Raw genomic sequence first — 16,215 nt, forward strand, 5'->3', positions numbered from 1 at the left:
ACTCCCTAGCCCAGCCCCGGCGGCACCGCCAGGTACCAGCGCGTCGCCTGCTCGAAGGCATGGCCCACGCGCAAGGCCGTGGCCTCGTCGAAGGGCCGCGCAATGAACTGCAGCGACACCGGCAGCCCCTGGCACGTGAAGCCCGCCGGCACGGCCAGCGCGCACAGGTCCAGCAGGTTCACGAAGCGGCCGAAGCGCGACAGCGGCGTGGCCAGTTCGTCCACCTCGGTGAGCGGGATCGCGGCGATGGCATTGGTCGGGAAGGCGCAGACATCGATCCCGTCCATCGCGGCCAGCATCTCGGCCTTGGCCTGCTCGCGCAGCCTGAGCAGATGCAGGTACTGCGCTGCCCCGATGTCGCGCCCCAGCAGGATGCGCCGGCGCACATGCGGGTCGAACTCCAGCCCCTCCTGCTCGAACAGCGTGCCCAGGTTCGCATAACCCTCGGCGCTCATCAGGCTGCCTGCCACGCGCATGGATTCGGCCAGGCTCTGCGGCAGCGTGCGCTCCACGCGCTGCAGGCCCAGGCCCTCCAGCACGCGCACGGCTTCGTCGCAGGCGGCCAGCACATCGGGGTCCACGTCCACGCGCTCGGCCTCGGGCAGCACCCACATGCGCATGCCGGCCACACCGCGTGCGGCATCGAGCTGCGGCAGCACCGCGCGTGCAGGCACCGGCAGCGACACGGCATCGCGCGGGTCGGGGCCCGAGAGCACGTCCAGCAAAATGGCGCTGTCGCGCACCGTGCGCGTGAGCGGGCCCACGGTGTCGTGCGTGGGGCACAGCTCGATGAGCCCGTGGCGGCTGATCAGCCCGCGCGTGGTTTTCAGGCCCACCACCCCGCACAGCCCCGCAGGGATACGCACCGACCCGCCCGTGTCCGTGCCGATGCTGGCCGTGCACAGGCCCGCCGCCAGCGCCACGGCCGAACCGCTGCTGCTGCCGCCGGGCGTGCGGTGGGTGCGCAGGTCCCAGGGGTTCCAGGGCGTGCCCACGGCCGCATTGGTGCCCCAGCCGCCAAAGGCGAACTCCACGGTGTGCGTCTTGCCGATCACCACCGCGCCGGCCGCACGCAGGCGTTCCACCACGGCCGCGCTGGCGGTGGAGGTGCGAGGCGGCCGCGCCTTGGAGCCCGCCGCAATCGGCTTGCCCTCGACCTCGAACAAGTCCTTCACGGCCACCGTCACGCCGTGCAGCGGGCCCAGGCGGATGCCCGCGCGCGCCATCTGGTCAAGCCCGCGCGCGGCGGCACGGGCCTCGTCGGCATAGACGTCGGTGAAGGCATGCAGGCGGCCGCCGTGCTGCGCGATGCGCGCAAGTTGGGATTCGAGCAGCGCCTCGCTCGACAGTTCTCCGCAGGCGATGGCCTGGGCCAGTTGCTCCAGCGGCGCATAGGTCATGGATGCCATGGAATTCTTGGTATTCATGCCGCCCCCACCGTGCGGCGCCCATGGGCCAGGCGGCGCTCCAGAAGCCGCGACAGCATGGACAGGGGAAAGGCGATGGCGAAATACAGCAGCCCCACCAGGATGAAGATGTGCAGCGGCAGGAAATACTCGCTGGACAGGGCCTTGGCCGTGAGCATCAGCTCGTTGGTGGCGATCAGCGCACACAACGAGCTGTCCTTGAGCAACGCCACGTAGCTGTTGAGCAACGGCGGCAGCATCACCCGCAGCGCCTGCGGCAGCGTGACATGCAGGAACACCTGACGCGGCGTGAGCCCTGCGGCCAGCCCCGCCTCGCGCTGCCCGCCATGCACGGATTGGAGCCCGCCGCGCAAGACCTCGGCCACATAGGCCGCGCCATGCACCCCCAGGCCGATGGCCCCCGCCCAGTAGCCCGGCAGCGTGATGCCGGCCGCCGGCAGCGCGAAGTAGATGGCCAGCAGCAACGCCAGCAGCGGCACCGCACGCAGCAGTTGGATGAAGCCGTTGGCCCCGTGGCGCAGCACCGCCACGCCGCTGCGCAGCATCCACACCAGCAAGGCGCCCAGGACCAGCGCAATGGCAAAGCCGATGGCCGAGAGCTCGGCCGTGACCTGGGCTGCCTCCAGCAGGCGCGGCCACCACTCGGCCAGGTACTCGGCATAGGGCGCGAGAAAGGCGTTCATCGCGCACCCCCTGCCGTGCGGCGTTCCAGCCGCGCAAAGGCCCAGCTGATGGGCAGCACCATGGCCGCATACAGCAGCATGGCGGTCAGGTAGATCAGCGGCGTCTCGAAGGTCGAGGTGACCAGGTTGCGCGCGTAAAACATCACCTCGGGCGCCGCGATGGCCGAGGCGATGGACGTGTCCTTGACCAGCTGGCTCGCGTAGTTGCCCAGCGAGGGCAGCGTCACGCGCAGCATCTGCGGCAGCAGCACGCTGCGCAGCGCCTGGGCCGGGGTCAGCCCCACGGCCAGGGCCGCCTCGCGCTGGCCGGCATGCAGGCAGCGCAGGCCCGCCGCGAACACGTCGCACAGCACGGCCGCGCCCACCAGGCCCAGGCCCACCACCGCGGCCGTCAGCGGCGACAGCCGCACGCCCACCGAAGCCAGTCCGAAGTACAGCACGAACAGGTGCGCCAATGCCGGCACATTGCGCATCCATTCCACATAGGCTGCAATGCCCAGCTGCAGCAGGCGGTTGCGCACGAAGACCACGGCCAGCGCCAGCAGCAGGCCCAGGCTGGCCGCCAGCAGGCCCGCGCCCAGGGCCACCTGCGCGGCCGTGAGCGCACCGCGCGCCAGCGTGGCAACGATGAGGGTGAGGGTGTCGGTGCCCGGCATGCTCAAGCCCCCACCTGGCCGAGGAAGCTGCGCGTGCGCTCCCTGCGCGGCTGGTCGATCACCTGCGCCGCAGGGCCCTCCTCGACGATGTGGCCACCGTCCATGAAGATCACGCGGTCCGCCACATCGCGCGCAAAGCGGATCTCGTGCGTCACCAGGATCATCGAGCGGCCCTCCTCGGCCAGCTCGCGGATGACGCCCAGCACCTCGCCCACCAGCTCCGGGTCCAGCGCCGAGGTCGGCTCATCGAAGAGGATCAGCTTGGGCTTCTGTGCCAGCGTGCGCGCAATCGCCACGCGCTGCTGCTGCCCGCCCGAGAGCTGCTCGGGGTAGGCATCGGCCTTATGGCGCAGGTGCACCTTGTCGAGCATCTCCTCGGCCAGCGCATGGGCCTCGTCGCGCCGCATGCCGGCGGCCTTGATGGAGGCCAGCGCCACGTTCTCACGCACGGTGAGGTGCGGCCACAGGTAGAACAGCTGGAACACCATGCCGATCTCGCGGCGCTGTGGCGCCAGTTCGGTGTCGGTCATGAAGCGCCAGCCCCCCTTGCGGTCAGGCAACTGGCCGATGCGCTTCGACTCGAGCAGCACCTCGCCGGCCTGGGGCTTTTCCAGGAAGTTCAGGCAGCGCAGGCAGGTGGACTTGCCCGAGCCGCTGGGCCCGATCAGCGACAGCGTCTCACCCTTTTGCAGGTCGAAGGAAATGCCCTTGAGCACTTCGGCCGGGCCGTAGCTCTTCCTGAGGCCGCTGACTTGAAGCAGGGGATGGTTCACATGGTTCTCCAGACAAAACTGCGGGTGCCGCGGCACGGTCCTTGCAGCCGCACCCCTCGATACCCAGTGCCTCCATGCTAGGAATACCGACCCTCTGTTCATTGCAGGCGGTCGCCGCTATATTGAACGTATGCGACATGCAGGGAAAACCCGATGCCCCCACCCAAAGTGCCCCCCGATGCCCTCTCTGACGAGATTGGTGCAGCCGCGCACCAGGCCAGTGCACAGAACGCAGGCGACATTGGTGCACTGATCGGCCGGCTCGACGCCTCACCCCGGGCGGCCGCCACGCGCAAGCGGCCCGCCCACGCGTCAGCCACCGAGCTGCGCGTGGGCATCCTGCTGTGGCCGCAGTTCCCGCTGCTGTCGCTGGCCGGGCTGTGCGATGGCCTGCGCCACGCGGCCGACGTGGGCGACCAGAGCCGGCAGATCCGCTGCTCGTGGACCATCCTCGGCGTGCCGGGGCAATCGGTGCAGGCCAGCTGCGGCGTGGCCGTGCCGGTGCAGGAATCGCTCTCGTCCGAATGCGACTACGACTACATCGCCGTCATCGGCGGGCTGCTGCCCGCCATCCCCACCGCGAGCCCGCGCTACCAGGCCTTCCTGCACTTCGCTGCCTCGCTGGGCAAGCCGCTGATCGGCATCTGCACCGGCACCTTCGCGCTGGCGCACGCGGGGCTCATGGCCGGGCGCCAGGCCTGCGTGCACCCCTACCATGTGGAGGACTGGAAGGCCGCCTTCCCGGCCCTGGACTACCGCACGGACTGCCACTACGTGTTCGACGGCGACCGCATCAGCTGCGCGGGCGGCATCTCCATCGTGGAACTCACGGCCGAGCTGGTGCGCCTGCATTGCGGGCCCGACCGCGCGGCCAAGGTCATCCACCAGATGACGGTGAACCCCGCCGCCAGCAGCACCCACGTGGCGCGCCGCCATGCGCTGGGCTACGGCACGGCCGACCACGACAAGCTGCGCCAAGCCATCGTGCTGATGGAAAAGAACATCGGCACGCCGCTGGAGATCGCGGTCATCGCGCGGCTGGTGGATTCGAGCAGCCGCCAGCTCGAGCGCGTCTTCCTGGCCGAGACACGCACCACGCCGTCGGAGTTCTACCGCAACGCGCGCCTCAAGTACGCGCGCTGGATGCTCACCAGCACCGACCTGCCGGTGATCACCATCGCCTACGAGTGCGGCTTTTCCGATGCCTCGCACTTCATCCGGCACTTCCAGCAGCTGTACGGCATGCCGCCGGGGCGCATGCGCAAGGCGCTGCAGGCTGGCACCGTGGAGGCCTGAAGCAAGAAAGCCGCATGCCTGCCCAGGGGCATGCATGCGGCTCGCCAGGATGTCAGCAAATCACTTGCAGGAAGGCAGCTTCCAGTCGGCCGGGCGGTCCACGCCGGCCCGGGCGTTCTGGCCCACCGGGATGTACCAGACGTCCTGCATCAGGCCGTAGGTCTTGCCGATCTTGCGCAGCTCGCAGGTCTGCCAGAGTTTGGCGATCTCGGTGTTGACCGCCTTGAGAAGCTCGGGGTTGTCCTTGTTCAGGCCGAATACCACCTGCCCCAGGCCGGTGAGCAGCGGGTAGTCGGGCGAGGCATCGCTGAAGGCGTTGAACTTGATCTTCCACTGCGGGTTCTGCGAGATCGCGTACTGCATCACCGGCGGGTCGCCGATCACCGCGTCGATGCGCCCGGCCAGCAGGTCGCGCACGGCCGCGTCCGAGGTGTCGTACAGCGCCAGCTGCAGGCCACTGATCTTGCGCAGCTCGGGGATGAACGAGAAGCCCGTGATCGTGCCGACCTTCTTGCCCTCCAGGTCCTTCAACTTGCTCCAGTCGGTCTTGTCGGACTGCGTGATGCCGTTCTTGAAGTAGTGGATGGGGTCGCTCAGCGCCATGATCTTCGAGCGCTGTTCCGTCCAGCCCATGGTGCCGGCCATCACGTCCACGCGCTTCGATTGCACCGAGGCGATGGTGCCCGACCACTCCATCAGCGCCGGCTTGACCTTGAGCTGCAACGCCTCGGCGACGCGCTGCAGGATTTCGCCGTCGTAGCCCACCATCCGGCCGTCCTGGTAGCCCGTGCCCGGCATGTCGCCCGAGAAGGCGATGGTGAAGGCGCCCTTGTCCACGGTCTCCAGGGCATGGGCCGAAAGCCCCAGGGCGGACAGACAGGTGGCGGCCGCGAACGAGGCCAGCAGCCTCGCGATTTTGAGTGTTGGCATGGTGGTGATCTCCAGAAGTCCGGTGGTGGTTCCCTCCCATCGGGCGATGGGGTGAACCGACTGTAGGGACGCCTGCCGCGTGGCGATTGGAGGTGCGCACGGCGAAATGGAATGCCCGCGACATCGCGGGAATGCCCCAGGAAACAGCTCCGTTGTGTAGCCTGCCGGACAGTCCGAGGGCTGCAGGCGGCCTACAGTGGGCCTTCCGATACCCACAACTCCAGGAGACACACCCCATGATCGCCATCCCCTCCCTGCAAGAAAGCGTCAGCCCCGAAGAATGGCAGCTGCGCTGCGACCTGGCCGCCTGCTACCGCCTGGTGGCACTGTACGGCTGGAGCGACCTGGTGTTCACCCACATCAGCGCCAAGCTGCCCGAGTCGGTGTCGGGCCCCGAGCACCAGTTCCTGATCAACCCCTACGGACTGATGTTCGACGAGATCACGGCATCGAGCCTGATCAAGGTCGACATGCAGTGCAACAAGCTGCACGACTCGCCCTTCCCCGTGAACCCGGCCGGCTTCGTGATCCACAGCGCCGTGCACGAGGCCCGGCACGATGCCCAGTGCGTGCTGCACACCCACACCCGCGCGGGCGTGGCGGTGAGCGCGCAGAAATGCGGCGTGCTGCCCATCAGCCAGCAGAGCACCTTCGTGCTCGCCTCGCTGGCCTACCACGGCTACGAGGGCGTGGCCTTTCGCGACGAGGAAAAGCCGCGCCTGCAGGCCGACCTGGGCGAGGCCAACTTCCTCATGCTGCGCAACCACGGGCTGCTCACGGTGGGCAAGTCGATTGCCGACGCCTTCCTGTCGATGTACACCTTCGAGAACACCTGCCGCATCCAGATCGACGCCCAGGCCGGCGGCGAGCTCAACCCGGTGGACCCGCAGATCGTGAGTGGCGTGGCCCAGGCCATGCGCGTGCAGACCGGTGGCCTGGGCGGTGCCTTTGTCTGGCCCTCGCTGTTGCGCAAGGCGCAGCGCGACGCGCCTGGTTACGACAGCTGACACTTGCCCCGGGCAATCCGGGCGGCTTTACCGCCCGGGTCATGCAAAAAGCGGGAGCAGCGCATAGGATCGGGGGTTCCCGCCGTATCCAACCCAGAGGACCCACAATGAAACTCTACTACTCTCCTGGCGCCTGCTCCCTGTCTCCGCACATCGCATTGCATGAAGCGGGCCTGGCGTTCACGCCCGTGCTGGCCAGCACCAAGAGCCACAAGCTGCAGGACGGCACCGACTACTACACCATCAATCCGCTGGGCTACGTACCCCTGCTGGAGCTGGACGACGGCACGCGCCTGCGCGAAGGCCCGGCCATCCTGCAGTACATCGCCGACCAGGTGCCGCTGAAGATGCTGGCCCCCCAGAACGGCTCGCTGCAGCGCTACCGCCTGCAGGAATGGCTGACCTTCATCGGCACCGAGATCCACAAGGGCTTCAGCCCCCTGTTCAACCCCGCCACGCCCGAGGAATACAAGACCATCGCGCGCGACAAGCTGCTGCAGCGCCTGCAGTGGGTGGACGGCCAGCTGGCCGACAAGCAGTACCTGATGGGCGAACAGTTCACCGTCGCCGACGGCTACCTGTTCACCGTGACCAACTGGGCCAAGCCCACCAACGTGGACATCTCGGCCTTCACCCACCTGGCCGCCTACCGCGACCGCGTGGCCGCCCGCCCTGCCGTGCAGGAAGCCATGAAGGCCGAAGGCCTGCTCAAGTAAGCAGCGCCGAGCGGCCGCCGCTGGCGCGTCATGCCTCCAGCGGTTTCTGCCGCGACGCCACGGCCGCGCCGATCCACAGCGCGCAGGCCGAGAACACCAGCCCGCGCGCCAGCCCGCCGGGGCCATCGGCGATCCAGCCGACCACCGTGGGCCCGACGATCTGGCCGGCCGCGAAGACGATGGTGAAGGCGCTGATGCCGCTGGCCCACAGCGCCTGCGGCAGGTTGTGCCGCACCAGCGCCGTGGTGGAGGCCACCACCGACAGGAACACCGCGCCGAACAGCAGGCCCGAGGCCAGCACCACGGGCCACGCCGAGGTCAGCGCCGGCAGCACCGTGGCCACGCCCAGCAGGCCGTTGAGCAGGGCCAGCGCCTGCCCTCCCCGGCTGCGGTCCAGGAGGCCCGCCCAGATGCGCGAGGACAGCACCACCGCCAGCCCCAGCAGCGCATAGAACCAGGTCACGGCCGTGCCGCTGGCGCCCTGCTCACGCAGCAGCGCCACCACGAAGGTCATATAGCCGATATAGCCCAAACCGAACAGGCCATAGCCCAGCAGCGCCGGCGCAAAGGCCGCCCAGCGCATGCCACCGGTTGCCGGCTGCGAGGAAGCTGCGGCAGCGGCCGGTGCGGCCAGGGCCTGCAGCGCCCGCGCCGGCCACAGCAGCACCAGCGTGGCTGCCACGCAGGCCAGGGCCAGTGCCCACCACGCCCAGGCCCAGGGGTGCGGGCCCGGTGCAGTGGCCAGCACCGCCGGCACCAGCACCGCCGACAGGCTGATGCCCCAGCCCGTGCCGCCGTAGTACAGGCCCAGCAGCAGGCCGCTGCGCCCGGGCTGCTGCGCGCCCAGCCGCGCCGCGAGCAGGCCGCCGCAGACGAAGACCAGCGCACTCGCCACCCCGGCCAGCAGGCGCTGCACCAGCAGCGGCACGGCATCCACGAAAAAGCCGCACAGCCCCATGAACACGGTGGCCAGCACCGACCCCGCCACAAGCAAGGTGCCGGGCGAAAAGCGGCGCAGCAACATCGGCGTGGCCAGGGCGCCCAGCAGGTAGCCCAGCGCATTCACGGTGTTCATGGCCCCGGCCAGCGTGTAGGACCAGGAGAGGTCCTCGCGCATCGGCGGCAGCAGCAGCGCGTAGGCAAAGCGCGTGATACCGAGCGAGACAGCCGCCCCCATCGACAGGGCCACGGCCAGCCACAGGCCATTGCGCAGCAGGGCGGAGGAAGGCGCGGGCGGGTCATGGCTCATGGCGGCCATTGTGCCGGGCAAGGGTCCACGGTGCTGTCGCCCGCTGTTCTCCATGCGCAGCCTCCCAGGCCTTGCGGTAACACAAATCCCTTGCCCTGTGTTGCGCCAGCCCACTGCAGCCTTTGCCGATTGCGAATACGCTTGTCCGTCATTTCCGGTCCTTGCGACCTCCGCACGAACGAAAGCTCCGCTCCATGTCCACAGCCTCTCTTTTCGATCCCCTCCAGGTCGGTGACATCCACCTGGCCAACCGCATCGCCATGGCACCGCTCACGCGCAACCGCGCACCCAATGCCGTGCCGGCCGAGATCACGGCCACCTACTACGCGCAGCGCGCCAGCGCCGGCCTGCTGATCACCGAGGCCACGGCCATCAGCCACCAGGGCCAGGGCTATGCCGACGTGCCGGGCCTGTACGGCACCGAGCAGCTCGATGCCTGGAAGAAGGTCACCACCGCCGTGCACAAGGCCGGCGGCAAGATCGTGACCCAGCTGTGGCACGTGGGCCGCATCTCGCACAACGACCTGCAACCCGATGGCGGCGCACCCGTGGCGCCCTCGGCCCTCATCGCCAAGTCCAAGACCTACCTGATCGACCGCGCCACCGGCAAGGGCAGCTTCGCCCCCACCTCGCAGCCGCGCGCGCTCGACGCATCCGAGCTGCCCGGCATCGTGCACAGCTACGCGGCCGCCGCCCGCAACGCGGTGGAGACCGCCGGCTTCGACGGCGTGGAGATCCATGGCGCCAACGGCTACCTGCTCGATCAGTTCCTCAAGACCGGCGCCAACCAGCGCACCGACGACTACGGCGGCAGCATCGAGAACCGCGCCCGCCTGCTGCTCGAGGCCACGCGCGCCGCCGTGGATGCCGTGGGTGGCGGCAAGGTCGGCATCCGCCTGTCGCCCGTCACGCCGGCCAACGATATCGTGGACGAAGACCCGCAGCCCCTGTTCGACTACGTGATCCGCCAGCTCGCCCAGCTGCGCCTGGCCTACATCCACGTGATCGAAGGCGCTACCGGCGGCCCGCGCGAACTGCCGGACCGCCCCTTCGACTACGCCGCCCTCAAGACGGCCTACCGCGAAGCCGGCGGCAAGGGTGCCTGGATGGTCAACAACGCCTACGACGCCGGCCTGGCCGAGAAAGTGGTGGCCGACGGCACGGCCGACATCGTGGCCTTCGGCAAGCTCTACATCGCCAACCCCGACCTGGTCGAGCGCCTGCGCACCAAGGCCCCGCTCAACGCCTGGGACCAGAGCACCTTCTACGGCGGCGGCGAGAAGGGCTATACCGACTACCCGACGCTCGCTGAGACAGCAGCGTAACAAGCGTTGTCAGATCTCGGGCGGTGCCTGCCTCAGCAGCGCATGCAATGCGCGCTGTACACGCCAGTGCCCCCGTGCAAGGGCCGCCCCGCCGCACCGGGGGCGTCCCCCCTTTGGGGGGATGACGCGAAGCGGCTCAGGGGGGCTACCCCAGCCCTATCGGACTGGGGGCCCGCATCACGATGCGGGTGAACAAGCGGTCATAGGCCCCGTCGCGGACCGGGCCCTGCGCCAGGGGATTGATGTTGCTGGCAAACGCCGCATCCACGGCCGCCCAGTCCTGCGCATCCAGGTGCGCGTGGGCTGCGGGAAGCACCACGGTCTCTTCGATCCGCATGTGCTCCAGGTAGAAGGCCACATAGCGCTGCAGAGCCTCTTCGAACGCGCTGCGCCGCGTGTCACCCAACAGTTCCCAGGCCAACAGCAGGTGTTGCAGTTCGCTCACCGCGGCCTCTCCGCCCACATGCTCGCGCTCGAGCTGTGCGATGGCGGCAGCCGCCTCGGGCGCACGCTCGGCCACGCGCGGAAACAGCCACTGCGATTCCTTGGGGTGGTGCTGCCTCTCTGGGAATTCATCAATATAGAAAAGCATCGCGCGCATCACGTCGAAGAACGCGGCCGGCGCATCGGTCGGCCCCCGCTCCAGCATCAGCTGCAGCGAGCGCAGCACCGCTGCCAGCGAAGCGTGCTCGTCGCGGATGGTCCGCACACTGGCATGAGGCATGGCCTTGCTCCCAAAGGGTATTGAACAGATTCCAAGGGTGCCATGCCTGTGCCCAAGCCGAACTGACGCAGGTCAATGAACGCCCCATGAAAAAAGCCCCGCTCGCCGAAGCGTGCGGGGCCTTGCCCTGGGGCCGAAGACGGCGTGGCGTCAGCGAGCCAGCAACTGGCGCGAGCCCGTGGGCGCACGCAGCGATGCATGCTGCTGGGGCTGGGCCACGGGGCCGCCGCTGTGGCCGCCATGGCCGCTGTGGGCCATCGACTCGTCGAGCTGGAACTGCTGCACCACTTCCGACAGGCGCGCCGCCTGCTCGCGCAGCGACTCGGCAGCGGCGGCGGACTCTTCCACCAGCGCCGCGTTCTGCTGCGTCATGCGGTCGATCTCGCCCACCGACTGGTTCACCTGGCCGATGCCGGCCGATTGCTCGGTGGCCGCCGCCGTGATCTCGCCGATGATGTCGCCCACGCGCTGCACGCTGGCCACGATCTCCTTCATCGCCGTGCCCGCGTCTTCCACATGGCGCACGCCGCCGTCCACGGCGGTCACGCTGTTGCTGATCAGCGCCTTGATGTCGCTGGCCGCAGCGGCCGAGCGCTGGGCCAGGCTGCGCACTTCGCTGGCCACCACGGCAAAGCCGCGGCCCTGCTCGCCCGCACGGGCGGCTTCCACGGCGGCATTCAGCGCCAGGATGTTGGTCTGGAAGGCGATGGAGTCGATCAGGCCGATGATGTCGCCGATCTTGCGGCTCGATGCCGAGATCTCCTGCATGCTGGCCACGGCCTGCTGCACCACCGAACCACCGCGCGTGGCGGTGTTGGAGGCCGATGCCGCCAGCTGATTGGCCATCTGCGAGGACGATGCCGTCTGCTGCACGGTGGAGGTCAGTTGCGACAGCGAGGCCACGGCCTCCTGCGCGTTGCTGGCCGTCTGCTCCGTGCGCTGCGACAGGTCCTGGTTGCCCGTGGCGATCTCCTGGCTGGCCGTGGCGATGTTGCCGCTGGCGTCGCGCACCTGCGCCACCAGCGCGCCCAGGCCCTGCTGCATGTCGCGCAGCGCGCGCTGCAGATCGGCCACCTCGTCCTTGCCCTGCGGGTTGATGGGTTGCGACAGGTCGCCACCGGCAATCGCCTGCGCCATGCGGCGGGCTTCGGCCAGTGGGTTGCAGATGGACTGCATGTTCAACAGCGTGAGCGGCACCACCACCACCACCGTGATCAGCACGGCCAGCGCGAACAGCAACTTGGTCTGCGCAGTGACGCTGCTCTGCTGCTCCACCGCCTTGGCCACATCGGCGCGCAGCACCTCATCGAGCTGCACCATGAGCTTGTCGGCCTGGTCGAACTCGGACACGGCCTTGCCGCTCATGCGGTTGGCGATGGTGGCCGTGTCGTAGCCACCCGCCTCCAGCTGGCGCGCCACATGGGCGAACTGCTCGCGGTAGCTGTCCAGGCGCTTGATGATGTCGCGCACCACGGGGTTGTCGCTGTCCTCGGGGCCGTCGAGGAACTTGGTGGCGATCTTCTTGGCCTTCTCCTGGCTGGCCAGCCACTTGGCCTGTGCCACCTTCACGACCTCGGGCTTTTCGTAACCGATGATCATGTCCTTCTCGAGCTGGCGGATGGTGCCCATTTCGCCGCGCAACTCGGCCATGTAGCCCACCGAAGTGAACGAGTGGGCCATGAAGTCCTCGCTGAGATCAGCGATGCGGAACATGCCCAGCATGCCGGCACCCCCGAGAAGGCCCAGCAGGCCCAGCACCACGGCAATGGCCCCGAGCATGCGGAATCGAATGGTGAACTGCCGCATGAGCGCGAAGAGATTCATGATCTGTCGTCCTTATGGATGTGTGTGCCCGTGCCGAACTGCAAGGAAGGCGTCTGCGACGCAGGGCCTTCCCCACCCCCGTGTCCGCCGGGCTGCAACAAAACGTTGCAGTTTGCCAGACAAGTGTGACCATGCGCCATACGTGTTTATCACATGCGCCAGCGCTTGAGCAAAAGGGCATTCGCCATCACGCTCACCGAGCTGAGCGCCATAGCGGCCCCGGCCACCACCGGGCTCAGGTAACCCAGCGCCGCCAAGGGGATGCCGGCCACGTTGTAGGCAAAGGCCCAGAACAGGTTCTGGCGGATCTTCATCACTGTGCGGTGCGAAATGTCGAGCGCTGCCGCCACCAGCAAGGGGTCGCCGCGCATCAGCGTGATGCCCGCCGCATGCATGGCCACGTCGGTGCCATTGCCCATGGCCATGCCCACGTCGGCAGCGGCCAGGGCCGGCGCGTCGTTCACGCCATCGCCCACCATGGCCACCACATGGCCGCCCTGTTGCAATGCGGCCACCCGCACGGCCTTGTCACCCGGCAGCACCTCGGCCATGACCTCGCCCGCCGCCGGGTCGAGACCCAGGCGGCGCCCCATGGCCTCGGCCGCGCCCCGGTTGTCGCCCGACACCATCACCGTGCGGATGCCCCGGGCCTTCAGGGCCGCCAGCGCCTCGCGCGCGCCCGGCTTGGGCTCGTCGCCAAAGGCCAGCAGCGCGCGCAAGGCCAGGCCCTGGGCCGTGCGCTCGGCCACCGCAGAGACGGTAGCGCCCTCGGCCTGCAGATCGGTGGCACGGCCGGCCAGCGATCCCAGGTCCACCTCCAGCTCCTGCATCCAGCGCAGGCTGCCCACGAGGTAGCTGGCGCCCTGCACTTCGCCTTCGGTGCCACGGCCCGGCACGGCGCGCACGGCATCTGGGGCCTGCAGGGCCAGCTGGCGCTCCTGCGCCGCGCGCACCACGGCGCGCGCCAGCGGGTGCTCGCTGCCGCTCTGCACCGCCGCGACCGCCGCCAGCACCGCGCCTTCGACTAGGCCCGGCACCACCTCGAAGGCGGTCAGCCGCGGCTGGCCCACGGTCAGCGTGCCGGTCTTGTCGAAGGCCACCGTGTCCACCTGGTGCGCACGCTCCAGCGCCTGCGCATCCTTGATCAAAATGCCGTGCTTGGCGGCCACGCCCGTGCCCGCCATGATGGCCGCCGGCGTGGCCAGGCCCAGCGCACAGGGGCAGGCGATCACCAGCACCGCCACGGCGTGGATCAGCGCTGCCTCCATGCCCGCACCGCTCCACAGCCAGCCCAGCAGGGTGGCCAGCGCGATCGCCAGCACCACCGGCACGAACACGGCCGACACCTTGTCCACCAGCCGCTGCAGCGGCGCCTTGGCGGCCTGCGCATCCTCCACCAGGCGGATGATGTGGGCCAGCACCGTCTCGGCGCCCACGGCCGCCACCGCCATCACGATGCGCCCGTCGCCATTGATCGAACCACCCGTGAGCGGCGCGCCCACGTCGCGCGCCACGGGCAGGGGTTCACCGGTCAGCATGGATTCGTCCACCTGGGTGTGGCCTTCGTGTACCGTGCCGTCCACCGGGATGCGCTCGCCCGGGCGCACCACCAGGCGGTCACCCACCAGCACCTCGGCCACGGGCACATCCACCTCGCCGCCCTTGCCCAGCAGGTGCACCACGTCGGGCCGCAGCGCGTGCAGCGCGCGGATGGCGGTGGTGGTCTGGCGCTTGGCGCGCGCCTCCAGCCACTTGCCCAGCAGCACCAGCGTGACCACCACGGCCGAGGCCTCGAAATACAGGTGCGGCGCATGGCCAGCATGTGCAGTAAGCCATAGCCACACCGACAGGCCCCAGCCCGCGCTGGTGCCCAGCGCCACCAGCAGATCCATGTTGCCCGTCAGCACCTTCAGTGCATGCCAGCCCGCTTTGTAGAAGCGCGCCCCCAGGATGAACTGCACCGGCGTGGCCAGTGCGAACTGCAGCCAGGCGGGCAGCATCCAGTCCTGGCCGAAGAGATCGGCCACCATGGGCAGCACCAGCGGTGCCGACAGCGCCAGGCCCACGCCCACCGGCAGAAAGCCGGCCCAGGGCGACAGGTCCTCGGCTGCATCGGCGTGGTCCTTCGCCAACGGCTCGTAGCCCGCATTGCGCACGGCGCGGCGCAGTTGCGCCTGCAGCGCAGCGGCATCGCTGCCGGCGGGCGCCGCCACGCCGATGCGGGCGGACTCCGTGGCCAGGTTGACCGAGGCATCCTGCACCCCCGGCACCTTGCGCAGCGCACGCTCCACGCGGCCCACGCAGCTGGCGCAGGTCATGCCGCCGATGCCCAGGTCGAAATGTTGCAAGGCCTCAAGGGCCCGGTCAGGGGTGGTGTCGTTGGTCATGAGGGGTACCTTACAGCTTGCCATGGTGTCAAGGTCAAGCCCTTGCCGCAGATCAAGTCGGCGCCTTGTCCGATACGGTGGCATTGCCGGCGGTGGTCGAATTTTGTGCATGACAAGCCCTACACCACCACGGGCGCGCACCGGCCAGGCCCCCAAGCCGCTGGACCGCGCCGAATTCCGCGAACGCTTCCTGCTCGACTACCAGGACCCGCGCTTTGCGGATGAGGCCGGCGACGCCCTGGACCGCATCGAGGCCATCGCCTGGCGCAACTACGACGACAACCGCAAGGCGCCGCGCACGCGCAAGGCCGGCCCCGGCTATGCCGACCCGGACTACGACCTGTCGGTCGACTGGCTGGAGGCCAAGGAGCGCATCGACGCGGCGCGTGCGCGCTGGGCCGACCCGGCCAGCCCCTCGCGCGTGCTGCTGGTCTGCGGCTCCGCGCGCAACGACGGCACCTGCCCCGGCGAGATCTCCAAGAGCTGGCGCATGCTCAACATGGCGCGCGACGTGCTGGCGGCCGAGCACATCGAGATCGACCTGCTCGACCTGAGCCGCGTCACCTCCGACTACGGGCGCCACATCCACCCCTGCAAGGGCTGTGTCTCCACGGCCATGCCGCTGTGCCATTTCCCGTGCAGCTGCTACCCCAACCACGCCATGCGCCAGACCGGCGACTGGATGAACGAGATCTACGAGCGCTGGACCGCTGCGCACGGCGTGATGATCATCACCCCCGTGTACTGGTACCAGTCGCCCAGCCCGCTCAAGCTCATGATCGACCGCCTGGTCTGTGCCGACGGCGGCAACCCCGACCCGACCAGCACCCACGGCAAGAAATCCGCCGAGGCCAAGGCGCTGGAGCTGGCCGGCTGGGGCTACCCCAAGCACCTCGAAGGCCGCGCCTACGCCCTGGCCGTGCATGGCGACGTGGCCGGCATCGAGATGACGCGCCGCGGCCTGTCGGACTGGCTCGACTGGATGGGCTTCATCGACGCCGGCCCCGCCGCGCGCCTGGACCGCTACATCGGCTACTACGAAAGCTACGCCCAAAGCCACGAGGTGCTGGACCGGGATGCCGCCATGCAGGCCGAGATCCGCGGCGCCGCCCAGGCCCTGGCGGTGGCGGTGGGCGAACTGCGCGCGGGCACCCTCTCGCGCCCCGATGCCGGCGTGCGCCGCGCCCGACCGAAGTAAGCCGCCCCTCCCCAAGGTCT

Annotated in this window: 14 protein-coding genes; 5 read left to right on the forward strand and 9 right to left on the reverse strand. The window is 69.2% G+C overall.

Going from position 1 to position 16,215, the window contains the following annotated elements:
- Positions 1–5 precede the first annotated feature (5 nt).
- The 4 genes from ASE28_RS12700 to ASE28_RS12715 are packed head-to-tail and all read right to left on the reverse strand — an operon-like array spanning position 6 to position 3,539.
- Positions 6–1,409: an amidase gene (locus ASE28_RS12700; RefSeq protein ID WP_235516113.1), complete on the reverse strand. Its 1,404-nt coding sequence runs from the start codon at positions 1,407–1,409 to the stop codon at positions 6–8.
- Positions 1,410–1,423: 14 nt separating this feature from the next.
- Positions 1,424–2,110, reverse strand: coding sequence for an amino acid ABC transporter permease (locus ASE28_RS12705; RefSeq protein WP_057266846.1), 687 nt, complete (start codon positions 2,108–2,110; stop codon positions 1,424–1,426).
- Positions 2,107–2,766, reverse strand: coding sequence for an amino acid ABC transporter permease (locus ASE28_RS12710; RefSeq protein WP_057266847.1), 660 nt, complete (start codon positions 2,764–2,766; stop codon positions 2,107–2,109). The genes ASE28_RS12705 and ASE28_RS12710 overlap by 4 nt, the downstream gene beginning before the upstream one ends.
- 2 nt (positions 2,767–2,768) lie before the next feature.
- Complete coding sequence (locus tag ASE28_RS12715) at positions 2,769–3,539, reverse strand: amino acid ABC transporter ATP-binding protein (RefSeq protein ID WP_057266848.1); 771 nt, start codon at positions 3,537–3,539, stop codon at positions 2,769–2,771.
- Between the two features lie 153 nt (positions 3,540–3,692).
- Here ASE28_RS12715 and ASE28_RS12720 point away from each other — a divergent pair, with 153 nt between their 5' ends.
- Positions 3,693–4,835, forward strand: coding sequence for a GlxA family transcriptional regulator (locus tag ASE28_RS12720; protein ID WP_057266849.1), 1,143 nt, complete (start codon positions 3,693–3,695; stop codon positions 4,833–4,835).
- Positions 4,836–4,895: 60 nt separating this feature from the next.
- Here the strand turns inward: ASE28_RS12720 and ASE28_RS12725 are convergent, their stop codons facing one another.
- Positions 4,896–5,765, reverse strand: coding sequence for an ABC transporter substrate-binding protein (locus ASE28_RS12725; protein ID WP_057266850.1), 870 nt, complete (start codon positions 5,763–5,765; stop codon positions 4,896–4,898).
- Positions 5,766–6,001: 236 nt separating this feature from the next.
- Here ASE28_RS12725 and ASE28_RS12730 point away from each other — a divergent pair, with 236 nt between their 5' ends.
- Both ASE28_RS12730 and gstA read left to right on the forward strand, forming a co-directional pair.
- Positions 6,002–6,772 (forward strand): class II aldolase/adducin family protein, encoded by a 771-nt coding sequence (locus tag ASE28_RS12730; protein ID WP_057200412.1) that lies wholly within the window; start codon positions 6,002–6,004, stop codon positions 6,770–6,772.
- A 107-nt stretch (positions 6,773–6,879) separates the two neighbouring features.
- Complete coding sequence (gene gstA, locus ASE28_RS12735; RefSeq protein WP_057200413.1) at positions 6,880–7,488, forward strand: glutathione transferase GstA; 609 nt, start codon at positions 6,880–6,882, stop codon at positions 7,486–7,488.
- 28 nt (positions 7,489–7,516) lie between these two features.
- On the opposite strand, the gene ASE28_RS12740 is transcribed toward gstA, so the two are convergent.
- Positions 7,517–8,737, reverse strand: coding sequence for a YbfB/YjiJ family MFS transporter (locus ASE28_RS12740; protein ID WP_057267290.1), 1,221 nt, complete (start codon positions 8,735–8,737; stop codon positions 7,517–7,519).
- 194 nt (positions 8,738–8,931) lie between these two features.
- On the opposite strand from ASE28_RS12740, the gene ASE28_RS12745 reads away from it, so the two are divergent.
- Entirely contained in the window at positions 8,932–10,062 is a 1,131-nt protein-coding gene (locus tag ASE28_RS12745) for an alkene reductase (protein WP_057266851.1), read from the forward strand.
- 145 nt (positions 10,063–10,207) lie between these two features.
- Here the strand turns inward: ASE28_RS12745 and ASE28_RS12750 are convergent, their stop codons facing one another.
- From ASE28_RS12750 to ASE28_RS12760, 3 genes are all read right to left on the reverse strand, one after another.
- Positions 10,208–10,786, reverse strand: a complete 579-nt coding sequence (locus ASE28_RS12750; RefSeq protein ID WP_057266852.1) for a hemerythrin domain-containing protein — start codon at positions 10,784–10,786, stop codon at positions 10,208–10,210.
- Positions 10,787–10,936: 150 nt separating this feature from the next.
- Entirely contained in the window at positions 10,937–12,610 is a 1,674-nt protein-coding gene (locus ASE28_RS12755) for a methyl-accepting chemotaxis protein (protein ID WP_057200415.1), read from the reverse strand.
- 149 nt (positions 12,611–12,759) lie between these two features.
- Positions 12,760–14,997: a cation-translocating P-type ATPase gene (locus tag ASE28_RS12760; RefSeq protein ID WP_057266853.1), complete on the reverse strand. Its 2,238-nt coding sequence runs from the start codon at positions 14,995–14,997 to the stop codon at positions 12,760–12,762.
- Between the two features lie 109 nt (positions 14,998–15,106).
- Between ASE28_RS12760 and ASE28_RS12765 the strand changes: the two genes are divergently transcribed.
- The gene (locus ASE28_RS12765; protein WP_057266854.1) at positions 15,107–16,195 is read left to right on the forward strand and encodes a flavodoxin family protein; all 1,089 of its coding nucleotides are present in this window, start codon (positions 15,107–15,109) and stop codon (positions 16,193–16,195) included.
- Positions 16,196–16,215 lie beyond the last annotated feature (20 nt).

The sequence above is a fragment of the Acidovorax sp. Root219 genome (assembly GCF_001428665.1).
Taxonomy (GTDB): Bacteria; Pseudomonadota; Gammaproteobacteria; order Burkholderiales; family Burkholderiaceae_C; genus Acidovorax.

Coding starts and splice junctions, on each gene's coding strand:
- ASE28_RS12700 (WP_235516113.1), bottom strand. CDS start 1,409: ATGGCATCCATGACCTATGCGCCGCTGGAGCAACTGGCCCAGGCCATC.
- ASE28_RS12705 (WP_057266846.1), bottom strand. CDS start 2,110: ATGAACGCCTTTCTCGCGCCCTATGCCGAGTACCTGGCCGAGTGGTGG.
- ASE28_RS12710 (WP_057266847.1), bottom strand. CDS start 2,766: ATGCCGGGCACCGACACCCTCACCCTCATCGTTGCCACGCTGGCGCGC.
- ASE28_RS12720 (WP_057266849.1), top strand. CDS start 3,693: ATGCCCCCACCCAAAGTGCCCCCCGATGCCCTCTCTGACGAGATTGGT.
- ASE28_RS12725 (WP_057266850.1), bottom strand. CDS start 5,765: ATGCCAACACTCAAAATCGCGAGGCTGCTGGCCTCGTTCGCGGCCGCC.
- ASE28_RS12730 (WP_057200412.1), top strand. CDS start 6,002: ATGATCGCCATCCCCTCCCTGCAAGAAAGCGTCAGCCCCGAAGAATGG.
- gstA (WP_057200413.1), top strand. CDS start 6,880: ATGAAACTCTACTACTCTCCTGGCGCCTGCTCCCTGTCTCCGCACATC.
- ASE28_RS12740 (WP_057267290.1), bottom strand. CDS start 8,737: ATGAGCCATGACCCGCCCGCGCCTTCCTCCGCCCTGCTGCGCAATGGC.
- ASE28_RS12745 (WP_057266851.1), top strand. CDS start 8,932: ATGTCCACAGCCTCTCTTTTCGATCCCCTCCAGGTCGGTGACATCCAC.
- ASE28_RS12750 (WP_057266852.1), bottom strand. CDS start 10,786: ATGCCTCATGCCAGTGTGCGGACCATCCGCGACGAGCACGCTTCGCTG.
- ASE28_RS12755 (WP_057200415.1), bottom strand. CDS start 12,610: ATGAATCTCTTCGCGCTCATGCGGCAGTTCACCATTCGATTCCGCATG.
- ASE28_RS12760 (WP_057266853.1), bottom strand. CDS start 14,997: ATGACCAACGACACCACCCCTGACCGGGCCCTTGAGGCCTTGCAACAT.
- ASE28_RS12765 (WP_057266854.1), top strand. CDS start 15,107: ATGACAAGCCCTACACCACCACGGGCGCGCACCGGCCAGGCCCCCAAG.